The 24,853-nt window shown below is 65.3% G+C and carries 14 protein-coding genes; 9 read left to right on the top strand and 5 right to left on the bottom strand.

Annotation, left to right across the window (positions count from 1 at the left end; genetic code table 11):
• Nucleotides 1-8 precede the first annotated feature (8 nt).
• Both deoA and aepX read left to right on the top strand, forming a co-directional pair.
• Nucleotides 9-1,328 (top strand): thymidine phosphorylase, encoded by a 1,320-nt coding sequence (deoA, locus tag HWY45_RS33485; RefSeq protein ID WP_059885811.1) that lies wholly within the window; start codon nucleotides 9-11, stop codon nucleotides 1,326-1,328.
• 418 nt (nucleotides 1,329-1,746) lie between these two features.
• The gene (gene aepX, locus HWY45_RS33480) at nucleotides 1,747-2,652 is read left to right on the top strand and encodes a phosphoenolpyruvate mutase (RefSeq protein WP_059802613.1); all 906 of its coding nucleotides are present in this window, start codon (nucleotides 1,747-1,749) and stop codon (nucleotides 2,650-2,652) included.
• Here aepX and HWY45_RS33475 read toward each other — a convergent pair.
• Complete coding sequence (locus HWY45_RS33475) at nucleotides 2,649-3,077, bottom strand: 6,7-dimethyl-8-ribityllumazine synthase (protein ID WP_081069933.1); 429 nt, start codon at nucleotides 3,075-3,077, stop codon at nucleotides 2,649-2,651. The genes aepX and HWY45_RS33475 overlap by 4 nt on opposite strands.
• 128 nt (nucleotides 3,078-3,205) lie before the next feature.
• Between HWY45_RS33475 and HWY45_RS33470 the strand changes: the two genes are divergently transcribed.
• The 5 genes from HWY45_RS33470 to HWY45_RS33450 all read left to right on the top strand — a co-directional run bounded on the left by HWY45_RS33470 (nucleotide 3,206) and on the right by HWY45_RS33450 (nucleotide 7,620).
• Complete coding sequence (locus HWY45_RS33470; protein WP_059558875.1) at nucleotides 3,206-3,958, top strand: PHP domain-containing protein; 753 nt, start codon at nucleotides 3,206-3,208, stop codon at nucleotides 3,956-3,958.
• A gap of 52 nt (nucleotides 3,959-4,010) precedes the next feature.
• Complete coding sequence (locus HWY45_RS33465) at nucleotides 4,011-4,910, top strand: beta-keto acid cleavage family enzyme (protein WP_059802615.1); 900 nt, start codon at nucleotides 4,011-4,013, stop codon at nucleotides 4,908-4,910.
• Nucleotides 4,911-4,974: 64 nt separating this feature from the next.
• Nucleotides 4,975-5,832, top strand: coding sequence for a DMT family transporter (locus HWY45_RS33460; protein ID WP_059885807.1), 858 nt, complete (start codon nucleotides 4,975-4,977; stop codon nucleotides 5,830-5,832).
• A gap of 94 nt (nucleotides 5,833-5,926) precedes the next feature.
• Nucleotides 5,927-7,072 (top strand): homocitrate synthase/isopropylmalate synthase family protein, encoded by a 1,146-nt coding sequence (locus HWY45_RS33455; protein ID WP_059885805.1) that lies wholly within the window; start codon nucleotides 5,927-5,929, stop codon nucleotides 7,070-7,072.
• Nucleotides 7,073-7,230: 158 nt separating this feature from the next.
• The gene (locus HWY45_RS33450; RefSeq protein WP_059558859.1) at nucleotides 7,231-7,620 is read left to right on the top strand and encodes a cytidine deaminase; all 390 of its coding nucleotides are present in this window, start codon (nucleotides 7,231-7,233) and stop codon (nucleotides 7,618-7,620) included.
• A gap of 70 nt (nucleotides 7,621-7,690) precedes the next feature.
• On the opposite strand, the gene HWY45_RS33445 is transcribed toward HWY45_RS33450, so the two are convergent.
• From HWY45_RS33445 to msrB, 4 genes are all read right to left on the bottom strand, one after another.
• Nucleotides 7,691-8,800: an aromatic ring-hydroxylating oxygenase subunit alpha gene (locus HWY45_RS33445; RefSeq protein WP_059558956.1), complete on the bottom strand. Its 1,110-nt coding sequence runs from the start codon at nucleotides 8,798-8,800 to the stop codon at nucleotides 7,691-7,693.
• A gap of 220 nt (nucleotides 8,801-9,020) precedes the next feature.
• Nucleotides 9,021-9,767 (bottom strand): peptide-methionine (S)-S-oxide reductase MsrA, encoded by a 747-nt coding sequence (gene msrA / locus HWY45_RS33440; protein WP_059885835.1) that lies wholly within the window; start codon nucleotides 9,765-9,767, stop codon nucleotides 9,021-9,023.
• Between the two features lie 63 nt (nucleotides 9,768-9,830).
• Nucleotides 9,831-11,678 carry a cytochrome c biogenesis protein DipZ gene (locus HWY45_RS33435; RefSeq protein ID WP_059885804.1) on the bottom strand — a complete coding sequence of 616 codons (1,848 nt, stop codon included), beginning with the start codon at nucleotides 11,676-11,678 and terminating at the stop codon, nucleotides 9,831-9,833.
• A gap of 30 nt (nucleotides 11,679-11,708) precedes the next feature.
• Nucleotides 11,709-12,224, bottom strand: a complete 516-nt coding sequence (gene msrB, locus HWY45_RS33430) for a peptide-methionine (R)-S-oxide reductase MsrB (protein ID WP_059558852.1) — start codon at nucleotides 12,222-12,224, stop codon at nucleotides 11,709-11,711.
• A 1,024-nt stretch (nucleotides 12,225-13,248) separates the two neighbouring features.
• On the opposite strand from msrB, the gene HWY45_RS33425 reads away from it, so the two are divergent.
• A complete protein-coding gene (locus HWY45_RS33425; protein ID WP_437340670.1) occupies nucleotides 13,249-22,194 on the top strand; it encodes a two-partner secretion domain-containing protein in 8,946 nt (2,981 codons plus the stop codon).
• A 685-nt stretch (nucleotides 22,195-22,879) separates the two neighbouring features.
• Nucleotides 22,880-24,853 (top strand): two-partner secretion domain-containing protein, encoded by a 1,974-nt coding sequence (locus HWY45_RS33420; RefSeq protein WP_230951004.1) that lies wholly within the window; start codon nucleotides 22,880-22,882, stop codon nucleotides 24,851-24,853.

Genomic DNA, 24,853 nt, shown 5'->3' with positions numbered 1-24,853 from the left:
CCCTCACCATGTTTCTGCCGCAGGAATTCATTCGCAAGAAGCGCGACCGTCTGCCGCTCAGCCGCGAGGAGATCGCGGCGTTCGTCGGCGGCGTGACGGACGGGAGCGTGACCGAAGGCCAGGTCGCGGCGTTCGCGATGGCCGTGTACTTCAACGACCTGAGCGTCGACGAGCGCGTCGCGCTGACGCTCGCGCAGCGCGACTCGGGCGAGGTGCTCGACTGGCGCGCGCTCGATCTCGGCGGGCCCGTGATCGACAAGCACTCGACCGGCGGCGTGGGCGACGTCGTGTCGCTGATGCTGGGGCCGATGATCGCCGCGTGCGGCGGCTTCGTGCCGATGATTTCGGGGCGCGGGCTCGGCCATACCGGCGGCACGCTCGACAAGCTGAGCGCGATTCCCGGCTATGACGTCACGCCCGACACGCACGCGTTCCGCCGCGCGGTGCGCGACGTCGGCGTCGCGATCATCGGCCAGACCGCGCAGCTTGCGCCGGCCGACAAGCGGATCTATGCGATCCGCGACATCACGGCGACCGTCGAGTCGGTCGCGATGATCACCGCGTCGATCCTGTCGAAGAAGCTCGCGGCCGGGCTCGACGGGCTCGTGATGGACGTCAAGGTCGGCTCCGGCGCGTTCATGCCGACCTTCGAGAAGTCGGTCGAGCTCGCGCGCAGCATCGTCGACGTGGGCAACGGCGCGGGCATGAAGACGACCGCGATCCTCACCGACATGAATCAGTCGCTCGCGCCGTGCGCGGGCAATGCGATCGAAGTGGCATGCGCGATCGATTACCTGACCGGCAAGTCGCGGCCCGCGCGCCTGCATGAGGTCACGATGGCGCTTGCCGCGCAGCTGCTCGTCACCGGCGGCCTGGCCGGGGAGGCCGCGCAGGCGCATGCGATGCTGCAGCACGCGCTGGATTCGGGCGCGGCGGCGGAACGCTTCGCGAAGATGGTCGCGGTGCTCGGCGGCCCGGCGGACCTGCTCGATGCGCCGGCGCGTCATCTGGCGCGGGCGGCCGTCACCGTGCCGGTGCCGGCGCGCACGAGCGGCGTCGTGCAGCGGGTCGATTGCCGCGCGCTCGGGCTGGTGGTGGTCGCGCTCGGCGGTGGCCGCACGCGCGCGGAAGACGCGATCGACTACGGCGTGGGGCTGTCGGCACTCGTGGAGCTTGGGCAGCGCGTGGAAGCCGGCGAGCCGCTCGGGTTCGTGCATGCGCGCGATGCCGCTGCGGCGGCGCGCGCGGTGGATGAGATTCAGCGCATCTATACGCTGGGCGATGCGGGCGACGTGCCGCCGCCGACGGTCCATCAGTGGATCGATTGAGATGGGTTGAGATCGATTGAGATCGGTTGATCGATCGCCGGCGCCGAGCGGGCGTTCGTGCCCGCGATGACACGGCTTCCCGGCCCGCGGCATCGACATGGCTGTCGATGCCGCAGAAACGCGCTTTTCCGGCCAACAGCCGGAGCGATCGAATCCCGACAGGCTTCGAATAACGAGCGAATCGAACGATTCTTTCGAAGTCGAAAGACGGGCGTAATTTTTGAAATATTCAGCTGGATATTGAAATCCACGCCGGCATCTATGCATATCGCCAAATTTCACATGTCATTTTCTTGACAGCGATATGTCTGATTAATAAATTGAAGTGGCAGTTTGATTTCGATGCCGTGAATTATTTCCAAAATATGGGATTCCGCTGACCGAGGGAATCCGGTTCGCTTGCCAATAATCAGAGATCATGAGTCGACCCACCAAGCGTCTGGCCAACGCCGCACGATTGTCCGCATTACGCGAGGCCATCGATCGCAAGCAATGCATCCGATTGATGGAGTCTTTCAGTCCGATCAGCGCAATGATCATCGAGTCGCTTTGCCTGAACAGCGGCGGGCAGGCGCTGACATACGACGGCTTCTGGTCGAGTTCGCTCACCGACTCCACGGTGCGCGGCAAACCGGATATCGAATTGCTCGACTTGAGAAGCCGCCTGGCCAATATCGGCGAAATATTCGAGAACACGAATTTGCCGCTGGTAATGGATGGCGATACGGGCGGTCAATCCGAGCATCTCGCGCTCAATGTCCCATTGATTGAAGCGGCCGGCGTTTCCGCGCTGATTATCGAAGACAAGGTCGGGCTCAAGCGGAATTCCCTGTTCGGGAATGACGTATTCCAGGAGCAGGCCGATATTCGCGAGTTTTCCGAAAAACTGAAAATCGCGGCGGATGCGAAAAACCATCGCGATTTCATGATTATCGCGAGAATCGAGAGCCTGATACTGGAAAAGGGCATGGACGACGCGCTGCGGCGCGCGTACGCCTATTCAGAGGCCGGCGCGGACGGCGTCATGATTCACAGCCGCCGCGCGTGCGCCGACGAGGTTTTCGAGTTCGCGCGGCACTATCGGCGCAACTTCCCGACCACGCCGCTCGTATGCGTGCCGACGAGCTTCAACAGCGTGCGCTACGACGATCTGGCCGCCGCCGGTTTCAATATCGTGATCTACGCGAACCAGTTGCTGCGCGCGGCGTATCCGGCGATGGAAAGCGTCGCGCGCAGCATCCTGGAGCATGGCCGCTCGCTCGAGGCCGAGCCCGCGCTGCTGCCGATCAAGGATGTGCTGAGCCTGATTCCAGGCGCAGGCTAGAAGACCGATCGAGCCGGGCGGTGTGCGCCGTCGAGCATGGTCTTCGCGGCGCGCACCGCGTCGCGGGCATACGGCTCGAGTCGCGGCGGTATCTGGCTCGGGTGAATGTCGGGACCGAGAATGCCGACGCCGACCGGCTTCATGGTGGCCAGCTGCAAATCGATCAGCGAACGGATCACGGCCTGCGCCATCACGAGGCCGTGGCTCGTTTCGCCCTTTTCGATGATGCCGAGTGCCACGACCGCGTCGACATCGTCTTCCGTCAGCAGGCGCTTCACCGCGAGCGGCTGCTCCATCGCGCCGGGCACGGCGTGTTCCGCGACGATCGTACAGCCTGACACCGAGGCTTCCTGGCGAGCCGCTTCGAGCATGCGGGCGACGAGTTCGGGATGGTACGAACCATAGACAACGGCTATTCGTGGCACGAGTTTGTCCTCTTGAGGAAAGAACGGCGGAGTAAGGAAGCAGTCCGGCGCCGGGCGATCGCTGGTCGCGCGGTGTCGCCGCAACGCATTGCAGGAACATCGATCAATGGCATTTCAGGAGCGATCAAATGAAACTGGATACACATGTCCATTTGCTGATCAGCAAGACGGCCCGCCCGGACTGGGACGAGATTCGATTCACGCTCGACGCCGCGCGCCGCAACGGGCTCGATGCGCTGTGCATCTGCGAACATCTCGACGCCGTACATTACCCGGATTTGCTGGAAGGTGTATTCGACGCGAATCGCGTCGGCGGCGAGCGGCTCGCGCCTGGGGTGCTGCGGCTCGAGAGCGGGCTGCTGCTCAGTTCGGGCGCGGAAGTGTCGCTGCGGGGCGGCGGCGACGCCGGCGTGCATGCTCCGCCGGACGTGCTGAGGCGGCTCGAACGGCAGAAGGGTTTCTATTCGCTGCCGGAGCTGCTCGACGTGCTGAAGGCGGGCGGCGGCGAGACGGCGGTGGTCGCGCATCACGTGTATTTCGGCCGGAAGTGGATCGACGAATTGCCGGTGGTCGGCAAGCAGTTGTCCGCGATCGAGCTGCCTGCCAAGGATCTCGCTTCCCGCGAAAAATACGAATTGCTCGCCGCCCGGCTCGAACTGCCGCTGGTGGGGGGCGGCGATGGCCACACGTGGCTGCAGATCGGCGCGTGCCACACGGAGATCGACGAAGCGGAATGGCCGGACGCATCGGTGTTTTCGATCGCACGGCTCAAGGGTGCATTGAAGCGGTACCGCGCAGAGCCTGTCGCGGTGGCGGGCGCGGACCGGCTCGTCCGGATGTCGCGCATCTACCGGCAGCGGCTCGAGCAAGCGGCGGCATGACGCATCGCCACACCCGATTCAGCACCGTCATTTCCATTTCGAGGAGCACGACATGGCCACTCGCAGGACCATTCTGACTTGCGCAGTCACCGGCAGCCAGACCCGGCTCGAACAGAACCCGCATCTGCCGATCACCCCGAAGCAGATCGCCGACGCATCGCTCGAGGCCGCCGACGCAGGCGCGGCGATCGTTCATCTGCATGTGCGGGATCCGGAAACGGGACGCGCGTCGATGGAACTGGCGCACTACCAGGAAGTGGTGGACCGCATCCGCCAGAAGAACCCGGCACTGATCGTCAATATCACGACGGGGCCGGGCGGCCGGTTCCAGCCGGGCGACGTCGATCCGGCCGTTGCCGGGCCACGCACCAACCTGTTGCCGCCCGAGCGGCGCGTCGCGCACTTGCCGTCGCTGCGGCCGGACATCGCGACGCTCGATCTCGACACGATGTTCTTCGGCAGCGAGGTCGTGATCAACACGCCGCCGACGATCCGCGCGATCGCGCGTGCGATCCACGCGTGCGGCGCGGTGCCGGAGCTCGAACTGTTCGACATCGGCAACCTGCATCTTGCGCGCGACCTGTTCGACGAAGGCGTGCTGCGATTGCCGGCCATCGCGAGCATCATCGTCGGGATCAAGTACGGGATGCCCGCCACGACCGAGGCGATGACGCTCGCGCGCTCGATGCTGCCGCCGGGCGTCGAGTGGACCGGCTTCTCGATCGGTCGCCATGCGTTCCCGATGCTGGCTCAATCGTTCGTGCTGGGCGGCCATGTGCGTATCGGCATGGAAGACACGATCTACATCGAGAAGGGCAAGCTTGCCGCGAGCAACGCGGAGCTGGTCGACAAGGCGAAATGGATCGTCGAGCAGCTCGGCGGCGAACTGGCGAGCGCCGAAGAGGCCCGCGAGCAACTGCGGATCGGCGAGCCTCGCGCGCTGGCGGCCTGACGCGGCAAGCATTGCCGGCGTTCATGCGTATCTGTCACCTGTCACCTGTCACGGAGAAACCGGCTTGCCGATTCCGATTCTTTTTGCAGTACTGAGCGCGGCGCTGCTTCATGCGTCGTGGAATGCCCTGGTGCGCAGCAGCGGCGACCGGCTCTGGTCGGCCACCGTGCTCTGTATCGCCATGGGGCTGTTCGCCGCGGTCCTGATTCCTTTCACCCCGTTCCCGGTGGCGGCGAGCTGGACGTGCGTGGTGGCGTCGGCGGTGCTGCATGTGCTGTACAACCTGCTGCTGGTGCACTCGTACCACCAGGGCGACCTGAGCGTGTCCTACCCGGTGGCGCGAGGCACTTCGCCGCTGCTGGTCACGCTCGGGGCGGCCGTGTTCGCGGGCGAACGGCTCGGCGCGGGCGCCGTCGCCGGCCTGCTGATGATCTCGGCCGGCATCGTGGCGATCGGGCTGGACCGGGAGAAGGTGTCGCAGCAGCGCGTGACGAAAGCGTTGCCGGCGGCGCTCGCGACCGGCGCGACGATCGCCGCGTACAGCGTGGTCGATGGCATCGGCGTCCGGCACAACGGCGATGCGACGGGCTACACCGCGTGGATGTTCATGCTGACCGCATGGATGATGGCCGCGTATTTCCGTGTCGTGAAAGGGCCGATCCGCCTGTCGGGAAGCCGCGCCGAACTCGCCAAGGCCGGCTTCGGCGGCGTCTTTGCCGCGCTGGCGTACGGCATCGTCATCTGGGCCATGCAGCGCGGCCCGATGGGGCCGATTTCGTCGCTGCGGGAAACGAGCGTCGTGTTCGCCGCGCTGATCGGTCGGGTCTGCCTCGGCGAGCGTCTGTCGATCAGGCGCTCGGCGGGCTGCGGGATCATCGCGGCCGGCGCCGTTCTGATCAGTCTGTCCGGCCTGGCCCGATGACGTGCGGGGCCATGGCTGTCGTCGTCCGCGAGTTGTCTCCCGGCGTGCGCAATGCGGCGCCGGGCCTTCGAACGCTTGACCAAGGAGAACCATCATGCAGGCTGTCATCCTGGAAGACACCACGTTGAGAGACGGCGAGCAGTCGCCCGGCGTCGCCTTCTCGCGGCGTCGAAAGATCGAGATCTTCGAAGCGCTGCTGGAGGCCGGCGTGAAGTGGCTGGAAGTCGGCATTCCCGCAATGGGCGGCGAAGAGCTGGCGACGATCGAGGAACTGCTCGAACGCAAGCACGAAGCGAACCTCGTCGGCTGGAACCGCGGGGTGAAAAGCGACGTCGAGCAATCCCTCGCGCTGGGTTTCGAAGCCATTCACATCGGCTTGCCGACATCGGCGATTCACCTGAACGACAGCGTCAAGAAAGACCGCGCGTGGCTGCTGAACACGGCTGCCGACCTGGTCAAGCTGGCGAAGGATCGCGGCGCGTTCGTCTCCATCAGCGCGGAGGACGTCGGCCGCTCGGAGCTCGGGTTCGTCGAGGAATACGCGGCGCATGTCGCGGCCGCCGGCGCGGACCGGATCCGGCTGTCGGACACGGTCGGCATCCTGACGCCGGAGCAGTACGGGTACATCGTCGGGCGCGTGAAGGCGGCCTCGGGCATCGCGGTGCAGTGCCATGCGCACAACGATTTCGGCCTCGCGACCGCCAATACGCTCGCGGGGTTGCGCGCGGGGGCGACGTTCTTTCACGTGACCGTCAACGGCATCGGCGAACGGGCCGGCATGCCGGATCTCGCACAGGTCGTGATGGCGCTTCGGCAGCTCTACCAGGTGGATCTCGGCATCGACACGACGCGGCTGATCGGCCTGAGCCAGCTGGTCAGCGCCGCATCGCGCGCCGAGTGCCCGCCGTGGCAGCCGGTGGTCGGCCATAACGTCTTCGCGCACGAATCGGGTATTCATGCAAACGGCACGCTGCAGAACACCAGTGCGTTCGAGCCGTTTTCGCCGGAAATCGTCGGCGGCAAGCGCCGCATCGTGATCGGCAAGCATTCGGGGCGTGCATCGATTGCCTACGTGCTCGAGCAGCAGGGGATTCGCGCGAGCGACGACGAACTGTCGGCCTGTCTCGGCGACATCCGCACGCGTGCGATGCGATACGAGCGCAGTCTCGACGAGGATGAGGTGCTGCGTCTGTTCGATCTCGTTCATGCGCGGCAGGCGCAGGCGCTGCAGCCTGCCTGAGCGGTTCGAACGCAGGGATGCATCGGGCCGCCGCGGGACGGCGAGGTCTCGCGGCGTGCCGGCCTGTTCTTATAATAGGCACCCGGGCACGTGCCGGTTTTCGATCGGGGCGCGGTTCCGCCGATTCATCCATTCACCCCACCCGAGGCATCGTCGCCATGGAACGAGACACACTGATCGAGCAGGCAAAGGCCGCGCGCGAACGCGCGTATGCGCCGTATTCGCGCTTCAAGGTCGGCGCGGCGCTGCAGGCGCGCGACGGCACGATCTTTCACGGCTGCAACGTCGAGAACGCGTCGTACGGGCTGTGCAATTGCGCGGAACGCACGGCGATGTTTGCCGCGATCGCGGCCGGCTATCGTCCGGGCGATTTCGCGCGGCTGGCCGTCGTCGGCGACACGGACGGGCCCATTGCGCCGTGCGGCGCGTGCCGGCAAGTGATCGTCGAGATCGGCACGCCCGACATCGAGGTGATCCTGAGCAACCTGAAAGGCGCGGTCGAGGTGACGACCGCGCAGGCGCTGCTGCCGGGCGCGTTCCGGCTGTAACGGGCGGCGCGGCGGCTGCCGCCGGCGCGCACGCGCACAGCGGCGGCGCGCGTGCGCGCCACCGTCTGCATCACGCGCTGTCGCCTGCCTCGCGAATCGGAATGACCGTGCGCCCGCCGCAACTGCGCAGCAGGTCGCGCAGTTCGTTGATGACCGGAAACACCTCGTGGTTCCAGTCGGCGCCCTGCGCGTCGTGCGCTTCCTGCTCGCGCTCGACGATCCAGCGGTCTTCCTTGAAGATGCGCTCCGTGAACCACACGAGCAGCGGCCACGCGAGATCCAGCGCGAACGGCACGCCCGGGCGGCGGATCGACAGCACGCCGAACGTGCGGTTGGTGCGCTGCGCCGCATCGAGCGGCACGTAGACGATCCACAGGTCCATCACCAGCGTGCCTTCGCTCGAGCGGATCCGCAGCGTCTGGTACGGATAGCCGGTGCGCACCGTCATCACGCTCTTGTCGGCCTGGTCGCCGGGCTTCTTGCTGGCGCCGAACACGAGCGCCTCGCCGACGGGCTGCTTGCCTTCCTCCCGGTTGAACGTGTAGTCCACCTCGACCCAGTCCTCGCCGCGCCGGCGGCCCAGCGAGCGTGCGCGCATCTGCCCCATCTGCCGCCGATGCAGGAACTGGTGGTTCATGTCCATCAGGTTCTCGTGCATGAACGAGTAGTGGCATTTGACCTCGCGGCCGAAGCGGCGCGTCTTGTAGGCCTTGTCGGCGACCGACGGCAACTCGGGCAGCGGCCGCGCGTCGGCCAGCGCGGCGTCGCCGGGAAACACGAAGATCAGCCCGCGCACCTCGCGGCACGGATACGCGCGCACGCCGTTGGGCAGGCGCTCGCGCCCGAGGTACGGCACGTCGATGCAGCGCCCGCTGCAGTCGTAGGTCCAGCCGTGATAGCAGCAGCGGATCGATTCGCCGGTCACGACGCCCGCGTGCAGCGGCACCTGCCGGTGCGCGCAGCGATCTTCCAGCGCGAACACCGCGCCGGACTCGGTGCGCACGAGCACGATCGGATCGCCGGCGAAGCGCACGCCGAGCGTCTTGCCGCGCTTGAGCTCGCGCGACCACGCGAGCGGATACCAGTGATCAGGATGGATCGGCACGCGCCGCAGGTCGCGCGCGGGCGCGCTGGCGGGCGGATCGATGGAATGGGTGTCCAGTACAGGCACTGCACGCATGCGCGACGCCTCCTTTCGGGTCGGGAGCGGCAACCGTCGCCGAATGCGAACGGTGGATCTGATGCAGTCTACGCGAAACTGGCCGCGCCGAGAGGGTCGGAGGCCGCATTGGGCGGCATGGCTAGGGTTGATCTCTACGCGAGCGCCGCGCGGATCGTTGTGCGCGCCTCGATCCGCGCGCCGCGCATCGCCCCGGGGATGCGCGGCGCGGGTGCGCGTGTCACAGGCGCGTCTGCCGCCACAGCACCGCGTCGGGCCGGTAGATCGACGGGAACAGCTGCTTCAGCCCCGCGACTTTCGGCATGTCGTTGATCGCGATGTACGGCGCGTCCGGGTGCAGTTCGAGATAGTTCTGGTGATAGGTCTCGGCGGCATAGAAGCCGTTGAACGTCTCGACGCGCGTGACGATCGGCGACGCGAACGCGTGCGCATTGCCGAGCTGCGCGATGTACGCGTTCGCGATCGCGCGCTGCTGCGCGTTGGTCGGGAAGATCGCCGACCGGTACTGCGTGCCGTCGTCGGGCCCCTGGCGGTTGAGCTCGGTCGGATCGTGCGCGACCGAGAAGAAGATCTGCAGCAGCCGGCCATAGGTGATCTGCGCGGGATCGTAGACGATGCTGACCGATTCCGCATGGCCGGTCAGCCCCGTGCCGACGAGTGCGTAATGCGCGGTCGCGGCCATGCCGCCCGCGTAGCCGGCCGTGACCTGCTTCACGCCCTTCACGTGCTCGAACACGCCCTGCACGCCCCAGAAGCAGCCGCCCGCGAACACGGCCGTCTCGTTGTGCGATGCAGCGGGCGTTTCGTCGAGCGTGGGCGCCGGCACGACCTGGGTCGGCTCGGCCGAGTTGACGATGCCCTGATAGCCGAACGCGGCCGCGGCGGCGAGCGCGAGCACGCCGAGATGACGCCGGACGAACGGGCCGAGCCGTCGCGGCGGGTGTTGTTGCGATGAGGGTGTGTTCACGATGTGCTCCTGCATGAATCCGGATGAAGGAAAAACGGGTGTCGGCCGGCGTGCGGCATGGGCTTAGCCGAACGTGAACGCATAGGCGCGCACGCCGGCGTCGAGAAACTCGATCGAGAACGTGCGGTCCGCGATCGGGCCGGCCTGGCGCACGAGCTGGTAGAGCCGCTGGCCGGTCACGGTGCCGTAGCCTTGCGCATCCACGTCGGCGCCGTGCGCCGCACCGGGCGCCGCGCCGTCGAGCGTGACGCGGAAGCGCACCGGGCGGCCGTTCGCGTCGGGCCCGAGCACGAGGTGCAGGTCGCGCGCATGGAAGCGGTAGACGATCCGGCCGGCCGGCGCCGCGAGCGCCGCATGCTCGGCGCCCACCTGCCACGTGCCGGCGAGCCCCCAGTCGTTGAGGCCGGGCCGCGCCGGCGCGTCGTAGCGATGCGCGGCGTCGCGCACCACGCCGCCGGGCGAGCTGAAATCCTCCGCGCGCGCATAGCCGACGTAGGTTTCCGGCGAGCGCACCGCCGCGCTGTCGGCGGCGGCCTGCGCGCCTTGCGCGGGCGCGCCGGCGAGCCCGACGGGCACGTTCAGTGCTTCCGGGTGGCCCGCCTCGGCGAGCAGCGCCTGGATCGCGCGCTCCGATTCCGCATATTCGCCTTCGCCGAAGTGATGGCGGCGGATCCGGCCCTGCGCGTCGACGAAGTAGTGCGCCGGCCAGTATTCGTTGCCGAATGCGCGCCAGATCGCATAGTTGTTGTCGATCGCGACCGGGTAGCCGATGCCGAGATCGTGCACGGCCTTGCGGACGTTGCCGATGTCGCGCTCGAACGCGAATTCCGGCGCGTGCACGCCGATCACGACGAGCCCGTACGGCGCGTACTTGCGCGCCCACGCGTTGATGTAGGGCAGCGTGCGCAGGCAGTTGATGCACGAATAGGTCCAGAAGTCGACGAGCACGACCTTGCCGCGCAGGCCGGCGGTGGTGAGCGGCGGCGAATTCAGCCATTGCACCGCGCCGTCGAGCGGCGGCAGCGTGCCTTCGACCGGCAGCGCTGCGGGGGCGGCGGCGCGCATCGCCTGCGGCTGCGACGTGGCGGCGGCCCGCATCATTGCGCCGTCCGGTTGCGCCGGTGCGCCGGCCGCGGCCATGACGGCGTCCGCCGGTGCGCCGGCTGCCGCCTTCGCGGGTTGCGAGCGCCCGCCGAGCCGGTCGACCAGCTTCGCCTCGAGGCCGCCGGTGGTCACCGTCGACAGCTGCGCGAGGGCGCCCGTATCGAGCCCGAGCGCGATCGCGCCGACGCCGGCCAGCAGCGCCGTGCCGATCCCGCGCTTGATCCATTCGCCGGCGCCGAGCGAGCGCTTCATCGCGGCGAACACCTTGCCGCCGATCAGCAGCGCGACGCCGAGCGACGTGGCCGCGCCGGCCGCGTACGCGACGAGCAGCAGCGTCGTGCCGACGTTCGCGCCGCGCAGCGCGGCGCCGGTCAGCACGAGCCCGAGGATCGGGCCCGCGCACGGCGCCCACAGCAGGCCGGTTGCGATGCCGAGCACGAACGACGAGCCGGGGCCCGCCGGACGGCCGTCGCGCTGCGCGAGGCCGGTGAGCCGGTTGCCGGCGGCGACGAGCGGGCGGGTCAGGTGCTCGGCCAGCCGCGGCAGCAGCAGCGTCAGCCCGAACACGGCGAGCAGCGCGAGGGCGGCCCAGCGGCCGGCCTGATTGGCCTGCGCGGCCCAGCCGCCGCCGACGGCGGCCAGCGTCGCGACGACCGCGAACGTGAGCGCCATGCCGACGAGCAGCGGCAGGCCGGAGCGGCGGAACGGCTGGTCGGCGCGGGCGAACACGAACGGCAGCACGGGCAGGATGCACGGGCTCAGGATCGTGAGCACGCCGCCGAGATAGGCGAGGACGATGAGCAGCATGGGGCGGTCTCCGGAAAGGTCGGGGCGGGATCAGGCGGCGGCCGGGTGGAACACCAGCGCGAGGCCGTTCATGCAATAGCGCAGGCCGGTCGGCTTCGGCCCGTCGTCGAACACGTGGCCGAGATGGCCGCCGCAGCGGCGGCACAGCACTTCGGTGCGCATCATCCCGAACGACAGGTCGGTCTTCGTCACGACTGCATGGTCGAGCGGCGCCCAGAAGCTCGGCCAGCCGGTATGGCTGTCGAACTTGGTCGTCGACGAGAACAGCGCAAGCTGGCAGCCCGCGCACGCGAACGTGCCGGGACGGTGCTCGGCGTTGAGCGGGCTGCTGTAGGGCCGCTCGGTGCCGGCCTCGCGCAGGATCTCGTACTGGGCGGGAGTGAGCAGCCGGCGCCATTCGGCGTCGGTGTGGGTGACTTCGAGGCCGGCGGCCGCGGGGGCGGCGACGGCCTCGCGCAGCAGCGCGCGGCGGCCGGCCGAGGTCAGCGCGGCAAGGGCGGCGAGACCGGTGGCGCCGGCAAACAGAAAGCGTCTGCGGGTGTGCATGATGGGCTCCTCGGGGCGGGTCCTGGAAACATGCGCCCATCGTAGGAACGGTGCGGTGTCGAAGTCCTCACGGAAAGTTAAAAGATTTGTGATGTTTGGCGGGGTGGGGCGGCGGGAGGAGGAATCTGTCCACGCCCGCGCTGACAAGGGCTTTCGGGGGGAAGGGTGATGGTCTGCCGACATCTGCCGAAAGTCTGTACGAGCCGCGACTTTTTAGTGTCCATGGTGGGCAGGCATCTACTTGGCCATGCATGGGCCAGCCTGAGGACGATATTAACTGCAGGGACAAATCCAGGCCGCGAAGGCGCTCGGAAAGTGGCATCTCCTGTCGGACGAGTGCGGGCTGTTCCTGCGCGTCGGCCCGGACGGTTCGAGAAATTTGCTTTTTCGCGTCAGAATCAATGCCGAGCAGCGCACAGTTTCGATCGAGAATACCGACGACTATCGGTGCACAGGTGCGCGACGGTGTGGACTATATCGAAGCCAAGAAGCGTGGACGCAAGACCAAGGCAAAAACAGCGGCGACAGCGAACTTCACACGCGCATGGGGAAAGTTACTCTGAAACGCTAACTCTCGTTTCTGTCCAGGAGTCCTGTAGCAGATCAAAAAAATTGTCGACCTGCTTTGCGAGAAAATCGAAGTCGTAAGACGCAGTTTCGCTTAATTCCTAAAGGACATAATGAATGTAAGAAATTTTCGCAGGGAGATTCCCTAAAGTTTCCTCGTGAAGCTGCCGTAATACAAGTTCAATAATCGTCAAATTTCGTCTCGAGCCGGTCTCAACAATATTCGGTATGCTAAGTTAGCGGAAACCATAATCTGATAGCAAGCTTCCGAGAAGCGTAGACCCGCATCAGAAGCACTCCAACAACAAGAACTACAAGTCAAAGAATGTGCATCGAGACCACCCGAAAGGCGCTTGCAGTGCGTCTGTTCCAGCGCGACATGGCACGCGGCTCAAAATGGGCCGACTGCCAAATTGCCGCTCCGACAAGCGGCATCGACGCGGCGCGTCCGTTCTGGATGCGCGTAACCGCGCTCATCATGGTCGCGGTTACGTATTTTGCGCCGGCTGTGTTTCTCGCAGATGAGGTTGCGCACGCTGAGCCGATCGTCGATCCACGTGCACCGATCACGTTCCAGCCGTCCGTCACACAGACCAGCACGGGCGTGCCCGCCATCAATATCCCGGCCGCCAACGGCAACGGCATCAGCGTTGGGCAATACCAGTCATTCGACGTCGATTCGCGAGGTTTGGTGCTCAATAACAGCACCGTGGCCGGGACTCCCTTGCTCGGCGGCACGCTCGGCGCGAATCCGAACCTGAACGGACGACCGGCATCGACGATTATCAACCAGGTCACGTCGAACGCTATTGCGACGTTGAACGGGCCGCTCGAGGTGTTCGGAGCACCCGCGACCGTCATCGTGGCGGCTCCTGGCGGCGTTTCCGTCAATGGCATGTCGCTGACGAATGCTCCCGGCGTGACCCTGACGACCGGTACGCCGCAATTCCTGACGGGCGTCGGCGGCACCGCGACCGATTTTGCGCACGCGGGTGCAGTGGCCTACGACGTGCGGTCGGGGGCCATCACGATCAGCGGCCCGGCCGGTGTGAACGGCCCCGGCGCGGGGATCGAGGGCACAGTGGGGAACATCGACCTGATCGGCCAAAGTGTCAGGATCAACGCGCCGCTGCGGGCGGATCAGCGCGTCAACGTGGTGACCGGCAACCAGATCGTCACGCCGGTGGCGACGGATGCGACCGGCACCACGTACGGGATGTCCCCGAACGGGACGACGAACACCGCTGCGGCGATCGGCAGGACCGTTGCCGTCGACGCGAACCAGTTTGGCTCGGTGACGAGCGGCACCGTCTACATCGTGTCGACCGCGGCGGGCATGGGCGTCAACACCCGAGGCCCGCTGTCGGCGACTGCGGGCAATGTGGTGGTCAATTCGAACGGCGATATCGCAGTCGGCCAGACGTTCGCCAATCAGAACGTCACCCTGACCGGCGCGGGCAACACCACGCTTGGCGGCACGGGGTTCGCGAACCAGAACTACACGGTCAACGCGAACGGCGACGTCAACGCGCCGGGCTCGGTGTCGGCCGGCCAGAACGTCACGATGACCGCTGGCGGCAATCTCAACGCGGCATCCGTCGCGGCGAACGGCGCCGCGAGTCTGATTGCTGGCCAATCGATGACGATCGGCACGCTGTCCGCGCACGACATTGCACTGCAGACGACGAATGGTGACCTGACGGTCGGCTCGGCGCTGTCCGCGCCAGGCGCGATCACGGCAACCGCCGGCCGTGATCTGAATATCAATGGGCAGGTGCAGGGCGGCAACACGGTCGCTTTGGCGGGCGGTCGCAATGCGACGGTGAACGGGGCGGTGTCGGGTATTGGCAATACGTCGATCACGGCGACGACAGGTACCACACAGATCAATGGCAACGCAATCAGCAATGCGGGGCTATCGGTCACGGCAGGGCAGAGCGCCGTTGTTGGCGGCAATGCATCGGCGCAAGGACCCTTGATGGTGACCGCGGCCAGCGGCGATGCGACGCTGGCTGGCACGGCCGTGACGCCCGGCGCGTTGACCGTCCAGGCAAGCGGCACCACGACGCTCGGCGGGCAGACGCAGGCCGGGACGGCCAGCGTGTCTGGCAGTAGCGTGGTGGTCAATGGCGCACTGGCAACGGCCGGCGACGCGACGCTCACCGCGACGAACGGCAGTTTGACCGGCAATGGTTCGATCCGCACGACTCAAGGGAACGTCAATCTGTCGGCGAGCCAGAACCTCGCCTATAGCGGCGCGGTGCAAAGCGGCGGTGCGGTAGTGGCGAAGGCTGGGCAGGACGTCACGCTGGCCGATGTTTCGGCACCGGGGGCAATCTCGATTACCGCCGGGCGCGATGCGACCGAAACGGGAAGCGTCGCAGGTGGCAGTACGGTCAGCGTGCAGGCGGGGCGCAATGCCGCCGTGAACGGTGCGGTTTCCGCCGTGGGTGATACATCGATCACGGTGCAGACGGGAACTGCCGCGGTCGGGGGGAATGTCCTGACCAACGGCGCGTTGTCGGTCACTGCCGCGCAGGACACGGCGCTGGGCGGCACGGCACAGGCCACAGGTCCGATTGCGATCGCCGCGCAGAGCGGTTCGATTACCGGAAACGGCAACCTCGCATCGTCGACCGGTGCGGTGTCGCTTTCGGCCGGCCAGAACATTGCGCTGGCGGGTGCGTTGCAGAGCGGCAGCACGCTGAGCTCGACGGCGGGAGGCAGCACGTCGCTCGGCGGTACGGTTTCGGCGCCCGGTGCGGTCGACATTCGAAGCGGCACGGACACGACGATTGACGGCAACGCCGTCGGCGGTTCGACACTGACCGTTACGTCAGGCGGCAACACTGCCGTCAACGGTTCCGCCGCGTCCTTGGGCGACATGTCGCTGTCGGCGGCCAACGGCACGCTGTCGACGTCTGGCAGCGTGACGACGCTCGGGCGTCTCACGGCCAATGGGCAGCAAGGCGCCAATCTTGGCGGCGACGTCTACAGCGCAGGCAACGCGCAGCTTAGCTCGGGGGCGGGCAATGTCGCGATCGCCGGCACGCTGGCGAGCCCCGGAACCATCACGGTAACTGCCGGGCAGGACGCGGCGATCTCTGGCAACGTCCATAGCGGGCAGAGCACATCGCTTACTGCGGCGCGCGACGTCAACCTGAACGGCGGGCTCGAGGTCGATGGCAGCGGCAATGCGAGCGTTGCCGCTGGACGAAACGTGACCGGAAACGGCGCAGTCAACGTCGCCAACGACACGACGCTGACAGCCGGCAACAACATCGGTATCACGGGCGCGATCCAGACGGGCAACAACCTGTCGGCGACGGCCGCCAACAACGTGAGCGTCGGTGCGACGATCGCAGTCGGCAGCAGCACATTGACCGCAACGAACGGCAGCGCCACGTTGGCGGGCAATGTGTTGTCCGGCGGGGCGGCGGCCATCACGGCGGGTGGCGACATCAATGCGCAAGGTAGCGTGGTGAGTCTTGGCGACCTGTCGGCGAACGCGAGATCGGGCAGTCTCACGGCTGCCGGCCCCGTGTCTACGGCAGGTAATGCCAATCTGAGCGCCGGACAGAACCTGACGCTCAACGGCCAGGCGACGGTGTCGAAGGATGCGACGCTTACCGGAGCGAACATTGCGACCCAGGGGCTGAGTGTCGGGGGCAATCTGACCGCAACGGCGAGCGGCAATCTCGACACGTCCGCCGGCCAACTGAACCAGCCGTTCAGCGCCAGTGCGCCGGCGGTGAGTGTCGGTGGCGATGCGGTGATGTCGGGTGCGAACGTTGTGACCGCGAACGCGGTGGTAGCCGGCACGACGCAGATTTCCGGCACGCAGAGCCTGACGACCGGTGGGACGGCGGCCTACAAAGGCAGCGCGACGCTGGCGGGCGGCACGGTGAATAACGTCGGCACCCAGATGGCGGCCGGCAATTTGACCGTATCCGGATCGAACGTCAGCAATACCGGTACGCTGTCGTCGCTGGCCACGACCAACGTGAACGCGTCAAACCTGACGAACAGCGGTTCGATTTACGGGGCCACGAGTGGCCTGAACGTATCGGGCACCACGACCAACTCGGGTTCGCTGCTCGCGACGAACGCGCTGAGTCTGACGACGACCGCGTTGATCAATCGCGGTGGGACGATTTTCGCGGGCGACGTCAATAACCAGAGCGCACCGACGGGCGACGTCGTCGTCACCGTCAATGGCAGTAGCGGCTCGTTCGACAACACGTCAGGCCAGATTCTGGCCCAGCATAACCTCACACTGAACCTGCCGAATCAAGCGTTCGATCCGTCGGCGGCAACGGCCGGCACGATCAACCTCGGTAATGCGCTGGCGATCAACGCGCAACAGGTCAACAACTCCGGCACGTGGGCGATGCCGGGCAACAGCGTGTCGCTGAACACGACCCAAGGCCTGACCAACACCGGCACGATCAGCAAGTCAGGCGACATCACGCTGTCGACGAGCGGCACGTTGACGAACAGCGGCACGATCTCGGCCGGCAACAACGTGAACCTGTCCGGCACGGTGCTCAACCAGACCGGCGCGACGATCACCGCGAATCAGGATGTCAATTTATCGGGCGCCGTGACGAACGCGGGGACCGTCAGCGCGGTGCGGGACGTCAATTTGAGCGGCACGAGCTACGACAACAGCGGCGCGACGACCAAGGCGGGTCGCGACTTGAATGCGAACCTGTCGGGCGACCTCGTCAATGTCGCCGGGACGATCTCCGCGCAGAACAACGTCACGATCAACGCGGCCAACGTGAACAACAGCCGTGCGGGCGGCAACACAACCAGCACCACGACGACCACGACCGACATCAACACGGCCGGTCTGGGCCGCGAGCTGCTTGCGTCGCCGATGGGAACCGAAACGCTCAGCGTGACGTACGAGAACATCGTCAGCGGATCGGTCTCGACCGACTCGGCGACGATTACTGCGCGCGTCGGCGACCTCCAGCCGTCGAGCGCGACGTCGATGAGCGCGCCAGACCTCAGCGGCGGCACGTTGTATGGCGTCGCGTTGCCCACCGTCACCCGCACAACGACCACGACGCAGGCCAGCGGCGCGGCTGGCGTGATCGCTGCTGGACAAGACCTGTCGATCACGACGGGGACGCTGAATAACCATGGCAGCACGATATCGGCCGGCCATAATGCGACGTTGAACGTCGCGGCGCTGGACAACGGTGGTGATGCGAAGGTGACGACGATCACCGACAGCATCGATGCGGCATCATATGCGGCATTCCTCACGCAGCTGAAGGCCGCTTACACCGCAGGCAGTCTTGTCGTGCTGCCGGACGCGAGTTTCACCACGACAGCGAATATCACACCTAGTCAGGTCAGCGCGCCGGCGTTGCAGACGTCGACGATTTCTTCCTATACGAGTCAGAATGCAGGGCAGATCATCGCCGGCAATAACTTGAATTTGAACGGCACGGGCTCCAACCTGACCAATGCCGGCAATCTGTATGCGGGCCAGGATCTGACGATCCACGCGAACGCGTTTACGAATCAGGGCTATCACGCCAGTAGCGTCACGTCGACGGTCGGCTGTGCTGCTGGTGTGTCCGATACGCAATGCGGCTACCAATACATCACGACGGCGTTCCCGTCGGGCTTCAGTTACGACCGACCGGGACAGGCATTCAGCGACGCCCGACCGATCATCGAGATGTACTTCCACAGCCAGTCGACGGCCTTGTTCACAAGCGGTCCCGGTAACGATTCGATCGGCATCTTTGGCGACCAGATTTCGACGCAGTCCTACAGCTATACGCAGACCAACAATACGGTCTTTGCCGGCCGCGATCTCACGATCGCCGCGCCGACGGTGTCGAACAACTACGGCAATTTGCTCGCGGGCCGTGACGTCGTGATCGGTGGAGCGGGCACGAGCCGAGATAACACAGATCCGACCAACTCGCAGACCACCCTCACGCAGAGCGCTAGCGTCACGAATTCGTCGGGAAACTTACAGGCCGGCCGTGACATCGCGATTAGCACGGCCACCCTGACGAACACGTTGTCTGCGCCGCAGCAGGTCTACCAGAACTACGGCACGACTGCACGCTACGGCTGTAGCGGGGCGTACCAGCACTACTGCGATGCGTTCGTCGATATGCAATCCGGCAGCGCATCGACGATCATCGCGAACCGGAACTTGTCGATCAGCGCGGGGGGCGTGGCCAACACGGGCAGCCTGATTACCGCAGGCGGTCAAGCGTCGATTGCCGTGGCATCGACCGTGACGAACCAGGACCAGACGCTGAACGCATATTGGCACGACGCGTTCTATGGCGGCATTGTCGGCGGCTCGCAGCCTCCGGACAATTTCGGATGCGGGAACTCCGGGACATGCTCGACGCTGTTCGGCAGCGCCTACCGGAGCAACGCGGGTATTCAGCCGCCGACGCCGTCCGCGAGCCTCCCGGGCACGATCCAGGCTCCGTCGTTGACAGTCACGGCCGGCGGGACATTGCAGAATTCCGGCAACGTGATGGGGCAACAGGTGGCGCTGACGGGCGCGACGCTCGTCAACGGCCTCACGTCCCCCAACGTCTATACGCCGCAGCCGACGGCTTCGCAGCAGGTGATCCCGCTCGGCCCGGTCGGAGTGCCGACAAACGCGGGCGCGGCGCAAAACGGCGCGAATGCAGTCGCGAATTCGGCGATCCAGTCGTCGATCGTTGCTGGCATGGTGACGCGCGGCACGACCACGGCGATCGCGTCGCAGACGGTCGGCGCGGCAGTGGCGCCGACGCTGGCGCAAGCCAGCGTGCCAGGCGCGGGCTCCAGTCTTGGCCTGAGCGCCGGTGCTGCCTCGATGCCCTCGACAAGTCCGGTTCAGACCATCTCGACGCAGTCGAACGGTCCGTCGCCGGCGTATCTGATCAACAACCCGGCTTCGCAGGTGATTGGCGGCATCGGGCCGTCGGACCTCGTGGCGAATCTGCCGGCGAACCTGCGCCCGGGCTCGACGCTGTTCTACTACGATCCCTTCAGCGAAAACCAGGTGCTTCAGCAGGTGGCACTGGCGCAAACCGGCAAGGCGAGCTTTATCGACGGGCTGAAGTTCGACAGCCAAAAGCAGAAGTCGGTGACCGAGCAGGAGAAGTCGGTGCTGTACGCGAATGCGATCGCGTATGCGAAGGCGCATAACATCGCGCTCGGTACCGCGCTGTCGTCGCAGCAGGTCGCGGCACTGGACGCGCCGATGCTTTGGTACGTCGAGGAGACGGTGCCTGAGCCGGGTTGTACCGCAACCGGCGTCGCAAGCTGCCCGACGGTCGCGGCGCTGATGCCGCAAGTGTATCTGCCGCAAAACTACGCGGTCGTGCAGCATGACGGCACCATCGTTGGTCAGGACGTGTCGTTGACGGCGACGAACAAAGGCACGATCACCAACACCGGGACCATCGCGGCAAGCGGCACGCTGTCGATCAACGCAGGCACGGTCACGAACCAGCAGCGCTCGACCGACGTCGGCACCATCTATACGTACCTGCCGGACGTGATGGGCCTGATGACGACGACCGGTACGGTGGCGCAGCAGGGCGGCTTCATGTCGGCCGCCAACTACGACCTGAACGTCGATCGGTTGAATCAGGTCGGCGGTGCACTGCAGAAGCTCGACCCGAACGGTCAAGCAAATGCGAGCGCGACGGCGGATCAGCTTGCCGCGCTGAAGAGCCAGCTCGGCGGGAATTTCACGCAGAGCACGGTCAGCGACAACCTGCATACGAGCTTCCAGTCGCTCGCCGAAAGTCCAGGTCTGTTCGAGCAAATCGGCATGGCGGTGACTGCGGTGGTGGCGTCGTTTATCACAGCGGGTGTGGCAACCGGGCTGATGGCCGGTGGCGCACTGGCGGGCACGGTTGGTGGCTCGATGGTCTCGGCAGGCGCGGGCGGTTTTAGTGCCAGCGCGATCTCGCAGGCGAGCACAGGGCAATTCAGCTTCACGGCAGCGCTCCAGAGCGGGCTGACGAGCGCAGTGACGGCGGGCCTGACGAACGGGATTACATACTCGCCGGATGCAGGCGTGGGTTGGGCGGGCCTGGGCGGTCAGATCGGTGACAACAGCCTGTCGGCGCTCGCCGGCGTCAAGAACGTGGGCGGCGCCATCGTGCCGCAAGCGGGTGCGTCGACGGCTACGACGATCGGGCAGACAGCGCTGGCGCTGGGCGCCGAGGCAACGATTCAGGCGGGTGTGCAGACGGCGATTCAGGGTGGCAGCTTTCTGACGAATCTGCGCAACAGCGCGGTCGCCGATCTTGCCGCTGCGGTCGCGTACGGCATCGGCGATGCAACGAATCCGTACTCCGTACAGAACGTCCTCGAGCACGCGGTACTTGGGTGTGCGGCAGGTGCCGCGATGGGGCAGGGATGCGGGGGCGGGGCGGTCGGAGCCGCAACGAGCGCGGTGATTTCGCCGTTGCTGGTCTATGCAGCCGCTAACAGCGGTGCCGACGCGGCTGCTCAGCAAGCCTTGGTGGGCGGACTTGCAACCGCAGTTGGCGGCGCAGCTGCTGCGGTCGCAGGGCAGAATGTTCAGGCCGGCATGACGGCGGCGCAAAACAATGCGCTGAACAACGATCTACAGCACGTCGACAAGGTCGTGCAACTGATCGACAAGCTGCGGGCTCGCAACCCCACGATCGCAGCGAAATACACCTCCGATGATCTGCTGAAGGCTGCGGAAAACGTCTACGGCGGAAATGGCGGTCCCAACGGGATGCGGGTCTGGAATAGTCTGGCGGATGCGCAAGCCAGTACTGTGGCTCGTGGCACGACTTTCTATCGGGATGCACAGGGACAATACGTCGAGTACTGGAAAGTGCCGGCGGGCGCGGAGGATGTCGCGCGCGGCATCGTTGACAACGCTGGCTATACCTACGGTCCGGGTTATGCGGATGTAACGAAGGGCAATCTGGGCCAGCTGATGTCGACGTACATCGCCAAGTTTGGTGCGGATACGTCAAACTTCCAGGGACTTGGGGAAGGGGCCGCTGGGTTGGGTCTCGCCGGTAGTCTGATCAAGAAAGAAACGTCCGCGATCACCGCTGGGGCGAACGCCTCTGGTGATTTCGTGCTGACCGACAACCGCGCGACTAAGATATTCGGTACGCGGGATGGCCATATTGCTGACACGCAGGAGAATCGGGCGCTGTTGACTAGCGTTGCGAACAATCCCGCAACAACCCTAGGGCCAGATAAGTACGGGACGATGTGGTCCGCCCAGCTGCAGTCAGATGGGACCCAAGTGTGGGTGCAAACGCGCAATGGGCAGATCTGGAATGGTGGTGTCAACAAGACGCCGCTGCCTTATAACCCTGAAACGGGACTTGCTGCACCGACTAAACCGGGATGGAAAAAATGAGCGAGCAGAAACTGACTATCGAGCAAGCGTATCGTGCGATGTTTTACTTCTTGGACCAGGAATATGAACGAACAAAGGCAGACGAGATTGGTGGTTTGTTGAGCTCCCTGTCTTGGGAAATAACTCAGGGACATGGGCCTGCAGACCCAGGGGCTTGGGAAGATTGGACAAGCGCTGTGGAGAAGGCATTGTCTACGAGCGAAAATGCATCGCCGCCACCAGCAAGATAAATCGAAATCACGCAGTGGCTATTGATTTCCTACCTGCGCTGCAAGAAATCGCTGCCGATTCGCAGTTCGGGCCGGATGAGATAAGCAAGAACGATTTGGAGACTGTATAGGAGTCAGCGGTGGTGAGGCGCCGCGTTTAGGTTTGGTTTAGATGGCTTGAGTGGCGATGTTGTTGCGCCGCAAAAGATCTGTCGCTTACGTTTGGCAAGTGGGTGTTCAGATTGACGCCGGCGAAGCATTGCATGCCTCTCGAAGTGTGGCAATGTGCCCGAATCTCCATTAAATTTCCTAACCTTCGCGAAATGCCGTTTCCGCACTTTGTAAGACGTGTCTGGCATATCAAATAAATCTTTTCGCATAACAAAATAAATGGAGTTTAGGGGCGAATCTTCATGCATGTAACTTCAAGTGCAAAGTGTCTTTTCCTCGCGTCGGTAGGTGTTTCATGCACTTCGATGGCGGCCGGAATTGTCGCCGACGGCGGCACCCCAACGACCGTGTCGACCGGCGCTAACGGCCATCAAACCGTCAATATTGCGCCCGCCGTCGGCGGCGTTTCGAACAATGCCTATACATCGTTCAACGTCTCGAAAGCCGGTGCCGACCTGAACAACGTCGGCATCAACGCGCGCACGATCGTTAACCAGGTCACGAGCACGAATCCGTCGCTGATCCAGGGCAACATCAACGTGCTCGGCCCCAGGGCGAACGTGATCCTGGCGAACCCGAACGGTATCACTGTGGACGGTGGCAGCTTCACGAATACCGGCCACGTCGTGCTGTCGACCGGGCAGGTGAGCTTCAGCGATCTGACGATCGCACCGGGCGTCATGCAGCGAAACGTGGTGCTGACGACTGACCGCGGCGCGATCACGATCGGCCCCGGTGGCCTGTCCGGCACGCTCGTCAACCTCGACCTGATCGCCAAGCGGTTAAGCGTCAACGGGCCGGTCACGAACGAATTCACGAGCTCGACGAGTGGCATCCGCGCGATCGTTGGAGACAGCACGTCGACCTACGACACGAGCTTTTCGCCGTCAGACAACGGACACGACTGGCTGAATGGCACCTCGACGCCCGGCACGAAGAGCAATGCGGTCGCCGTCGACATCACGGCCGCCGGTGGCCTGACCGCAGGCCGCGTGCAACTGATCGTCACCGATCTGGGCGCGGGGGTGCGCAACCTCGGCAAGATCTACGCAAACGCGGGCGATGCGGTCGTCATGTCGAGCGGGGACGTGACTGTCGCGAATGGCGCGATCAAGGGCGAGCATGATGTGTCGATCACGACACCGAGCACAGTATCGTTGCAGGGCGCGCAAGTAGTGGCCGCCAACAACACAAAGGTTCAGGCTGGCAGCATCGCACTGTCCGACGATGCGACAGGCCTGTCGACGCTGAGCGCCGGCAACACGGTCAATCTGACGAGCACGGGCGCGATTACCAACACGGGCAGCCTGATTCAGGCCGGCACGACCGCGAGCGATGGCACCGCGACCGGTGGCGACGTGATGCTGAATGCCGGTGGCGACCTCACGAATCGCTCGAGCGCCGGCAACCTCGGCGTCATTTTTTCCGCCAACGGCAAGACCAAGCTGACGGCCGGCGGCAATGTCATCAACGACAACGCCCGCATCCTGTCGAACGACGCGGTAAGTCTCAACGCGACGGGCGACGTGCAGAACATGATCGACCACACGGGCGGCACCAACGGTGGTCAGCCGACCGCCTATTCGAACCGCGGCGGCAGTTTCCTCTTTTTCACGCATACGACGAGCGGCTTCAACGTCGACTACGGTACTGTCAGCCAGCCCAACCAGCTCGCCTACATCGCGGCCGTCCACGGCCCGGTGACGATCGCCAGCCGAAATTTCACCAACGCGGGCGGCATCGTCCAGTCGAACGACGCTGGCGTAACCATCACCGCTCAGAACGCATTCACGAACGCCGCGGTGTTCACTGGTCAGGCGAGCTACACGCGCAGCTGTTGGATCTTCTGCCACGCCGACGCGTCGAGCAACGTCACGCCCTACGGCGGCACGATCCAGGCAGGCGGCAACATCGGCATCAAGGCGGGCACTATCGCCCGCAACATCGGCGGCAACGTCTTCGCGACCGGCAACATCAAAGTCGACGCCCCCGTCACCTACGCACAGGGCGTCACGGGCTATTCCGCGATCAACCAGCACCGCGGCTTCAAGGCGTTCTTCGGCAGCACGTGGGCGCAGATCATCGCGATGGATATCGGTGGCGGGTTCACCGCGAACGGCAGTGTGACGCTCACCGGCGACGGCGTGATCGACGGCGGCAACATCAGCGGCGGGAAGGGCGTCACGGCAGCCGGTGGCATCACGACCGTGCGCGCGCCGTCGCGCACGCCGGTGCAGATCGACCAGCACCTTGGCCTGACGACGTGGTGGTGGCGTTGA

This window comes from Burkholderia stagnalis (assembly GCF_902830275.1).
Classification (GTDB): domain Bacteria; phylum Pseudomonadota; class Gammaproteobacteria; order Burkholderiales; family Burkholderiaceae; genus Burkholderia; species Burkholderia stagnalis.
Note: the sequence above shows the minus strand (reverse complement) of the source record. Positions and strands in the feature narration are given on the sequence as shown.

What these genes read in the sequence shown, in the direction of transcription:
- deoA (WP_059885811.1), top strand. Translation starts at nt 9, where the DNA reads ATGTTTCTGCCGCAGGAATTCATTCGCAAGAAGCGCGACCGTCTGCCG.
- aepX (WP_059802613.1), top strand. Translation starts at nt 1,747, where the DNA reads ATGAGTCGACCCACCAAGCGTCTGGCCAACGCCGCACGATTGTCCGCA.
- HWY45_RS33470 (WP_059558875.1), top strand. Translation starts at nt 3,206, where the DNA reads ATGAAACTGGATACACATGTCCATTTGCTGATCAGCAAGACGGCCCGC.
- HWY45_RS33465 (WP_059802615.1), top strand. Translation starts at nt 4,011, where the DNA reads ATGGCCACTCGCAGGACCATTCTGACTTGCGCAGTCACCGGCAGCCAG.
- HWY45_RS33455 (WP_059885805.1), top strand. Translation starts at nt 5,927, where the DNA reads ATGCAGGCTGTCATCCTGGAAGACACCACGTTGAGAGACGGCGAGCAG.
- HWY45_RS33450 (WP_059558859.1), top strand. Translation starts at nt 7,231, where the DNA reads ATGGAACGAGACACACTGATCGAGCAGGCAAAGGCCGCGCGCGAACGC.
- HWY45_RS33445 (WP_059558956.1), bottom strand. Translation starts at nt 8,800, where the DNA reads ATGCGTGCAGTGCCTGTACTGGACACCCATTCCATCGATCCGCCCGCC.
- HWY45_RS33435 (WP_059885804.1), bottom strand. Translation starts at nt 11,678, where the DNA reads ATGCTGCTCATCGTCCTCGCCTATCTCGGCGGCGTGCTCACGATCCTG.
- msrB (WP_059558852.1), bottom strand. Translation starts at nt 12,224, where the DNA reads ATGCACACCCGCAGACGCTTTCTGTTTGCCGGCGCCACCGGTCTCGCC.
- HWY45_RS33425 (WP_437340670.1), top strand. Translation starts at nt 13,249, where the DNA reads ATGCGCGTAACCGCGCTCATCATGGTCGCGGTTACGTATTTTGCGCCG.
- HWY45_RS33420 (WP_230951004.1), top strand. Translation starts at nt 22,880, where the DNA reads ATGGCGGCCGGAATTGTCGCCGACGGCGGCACCCCAACGACCGTGTCG.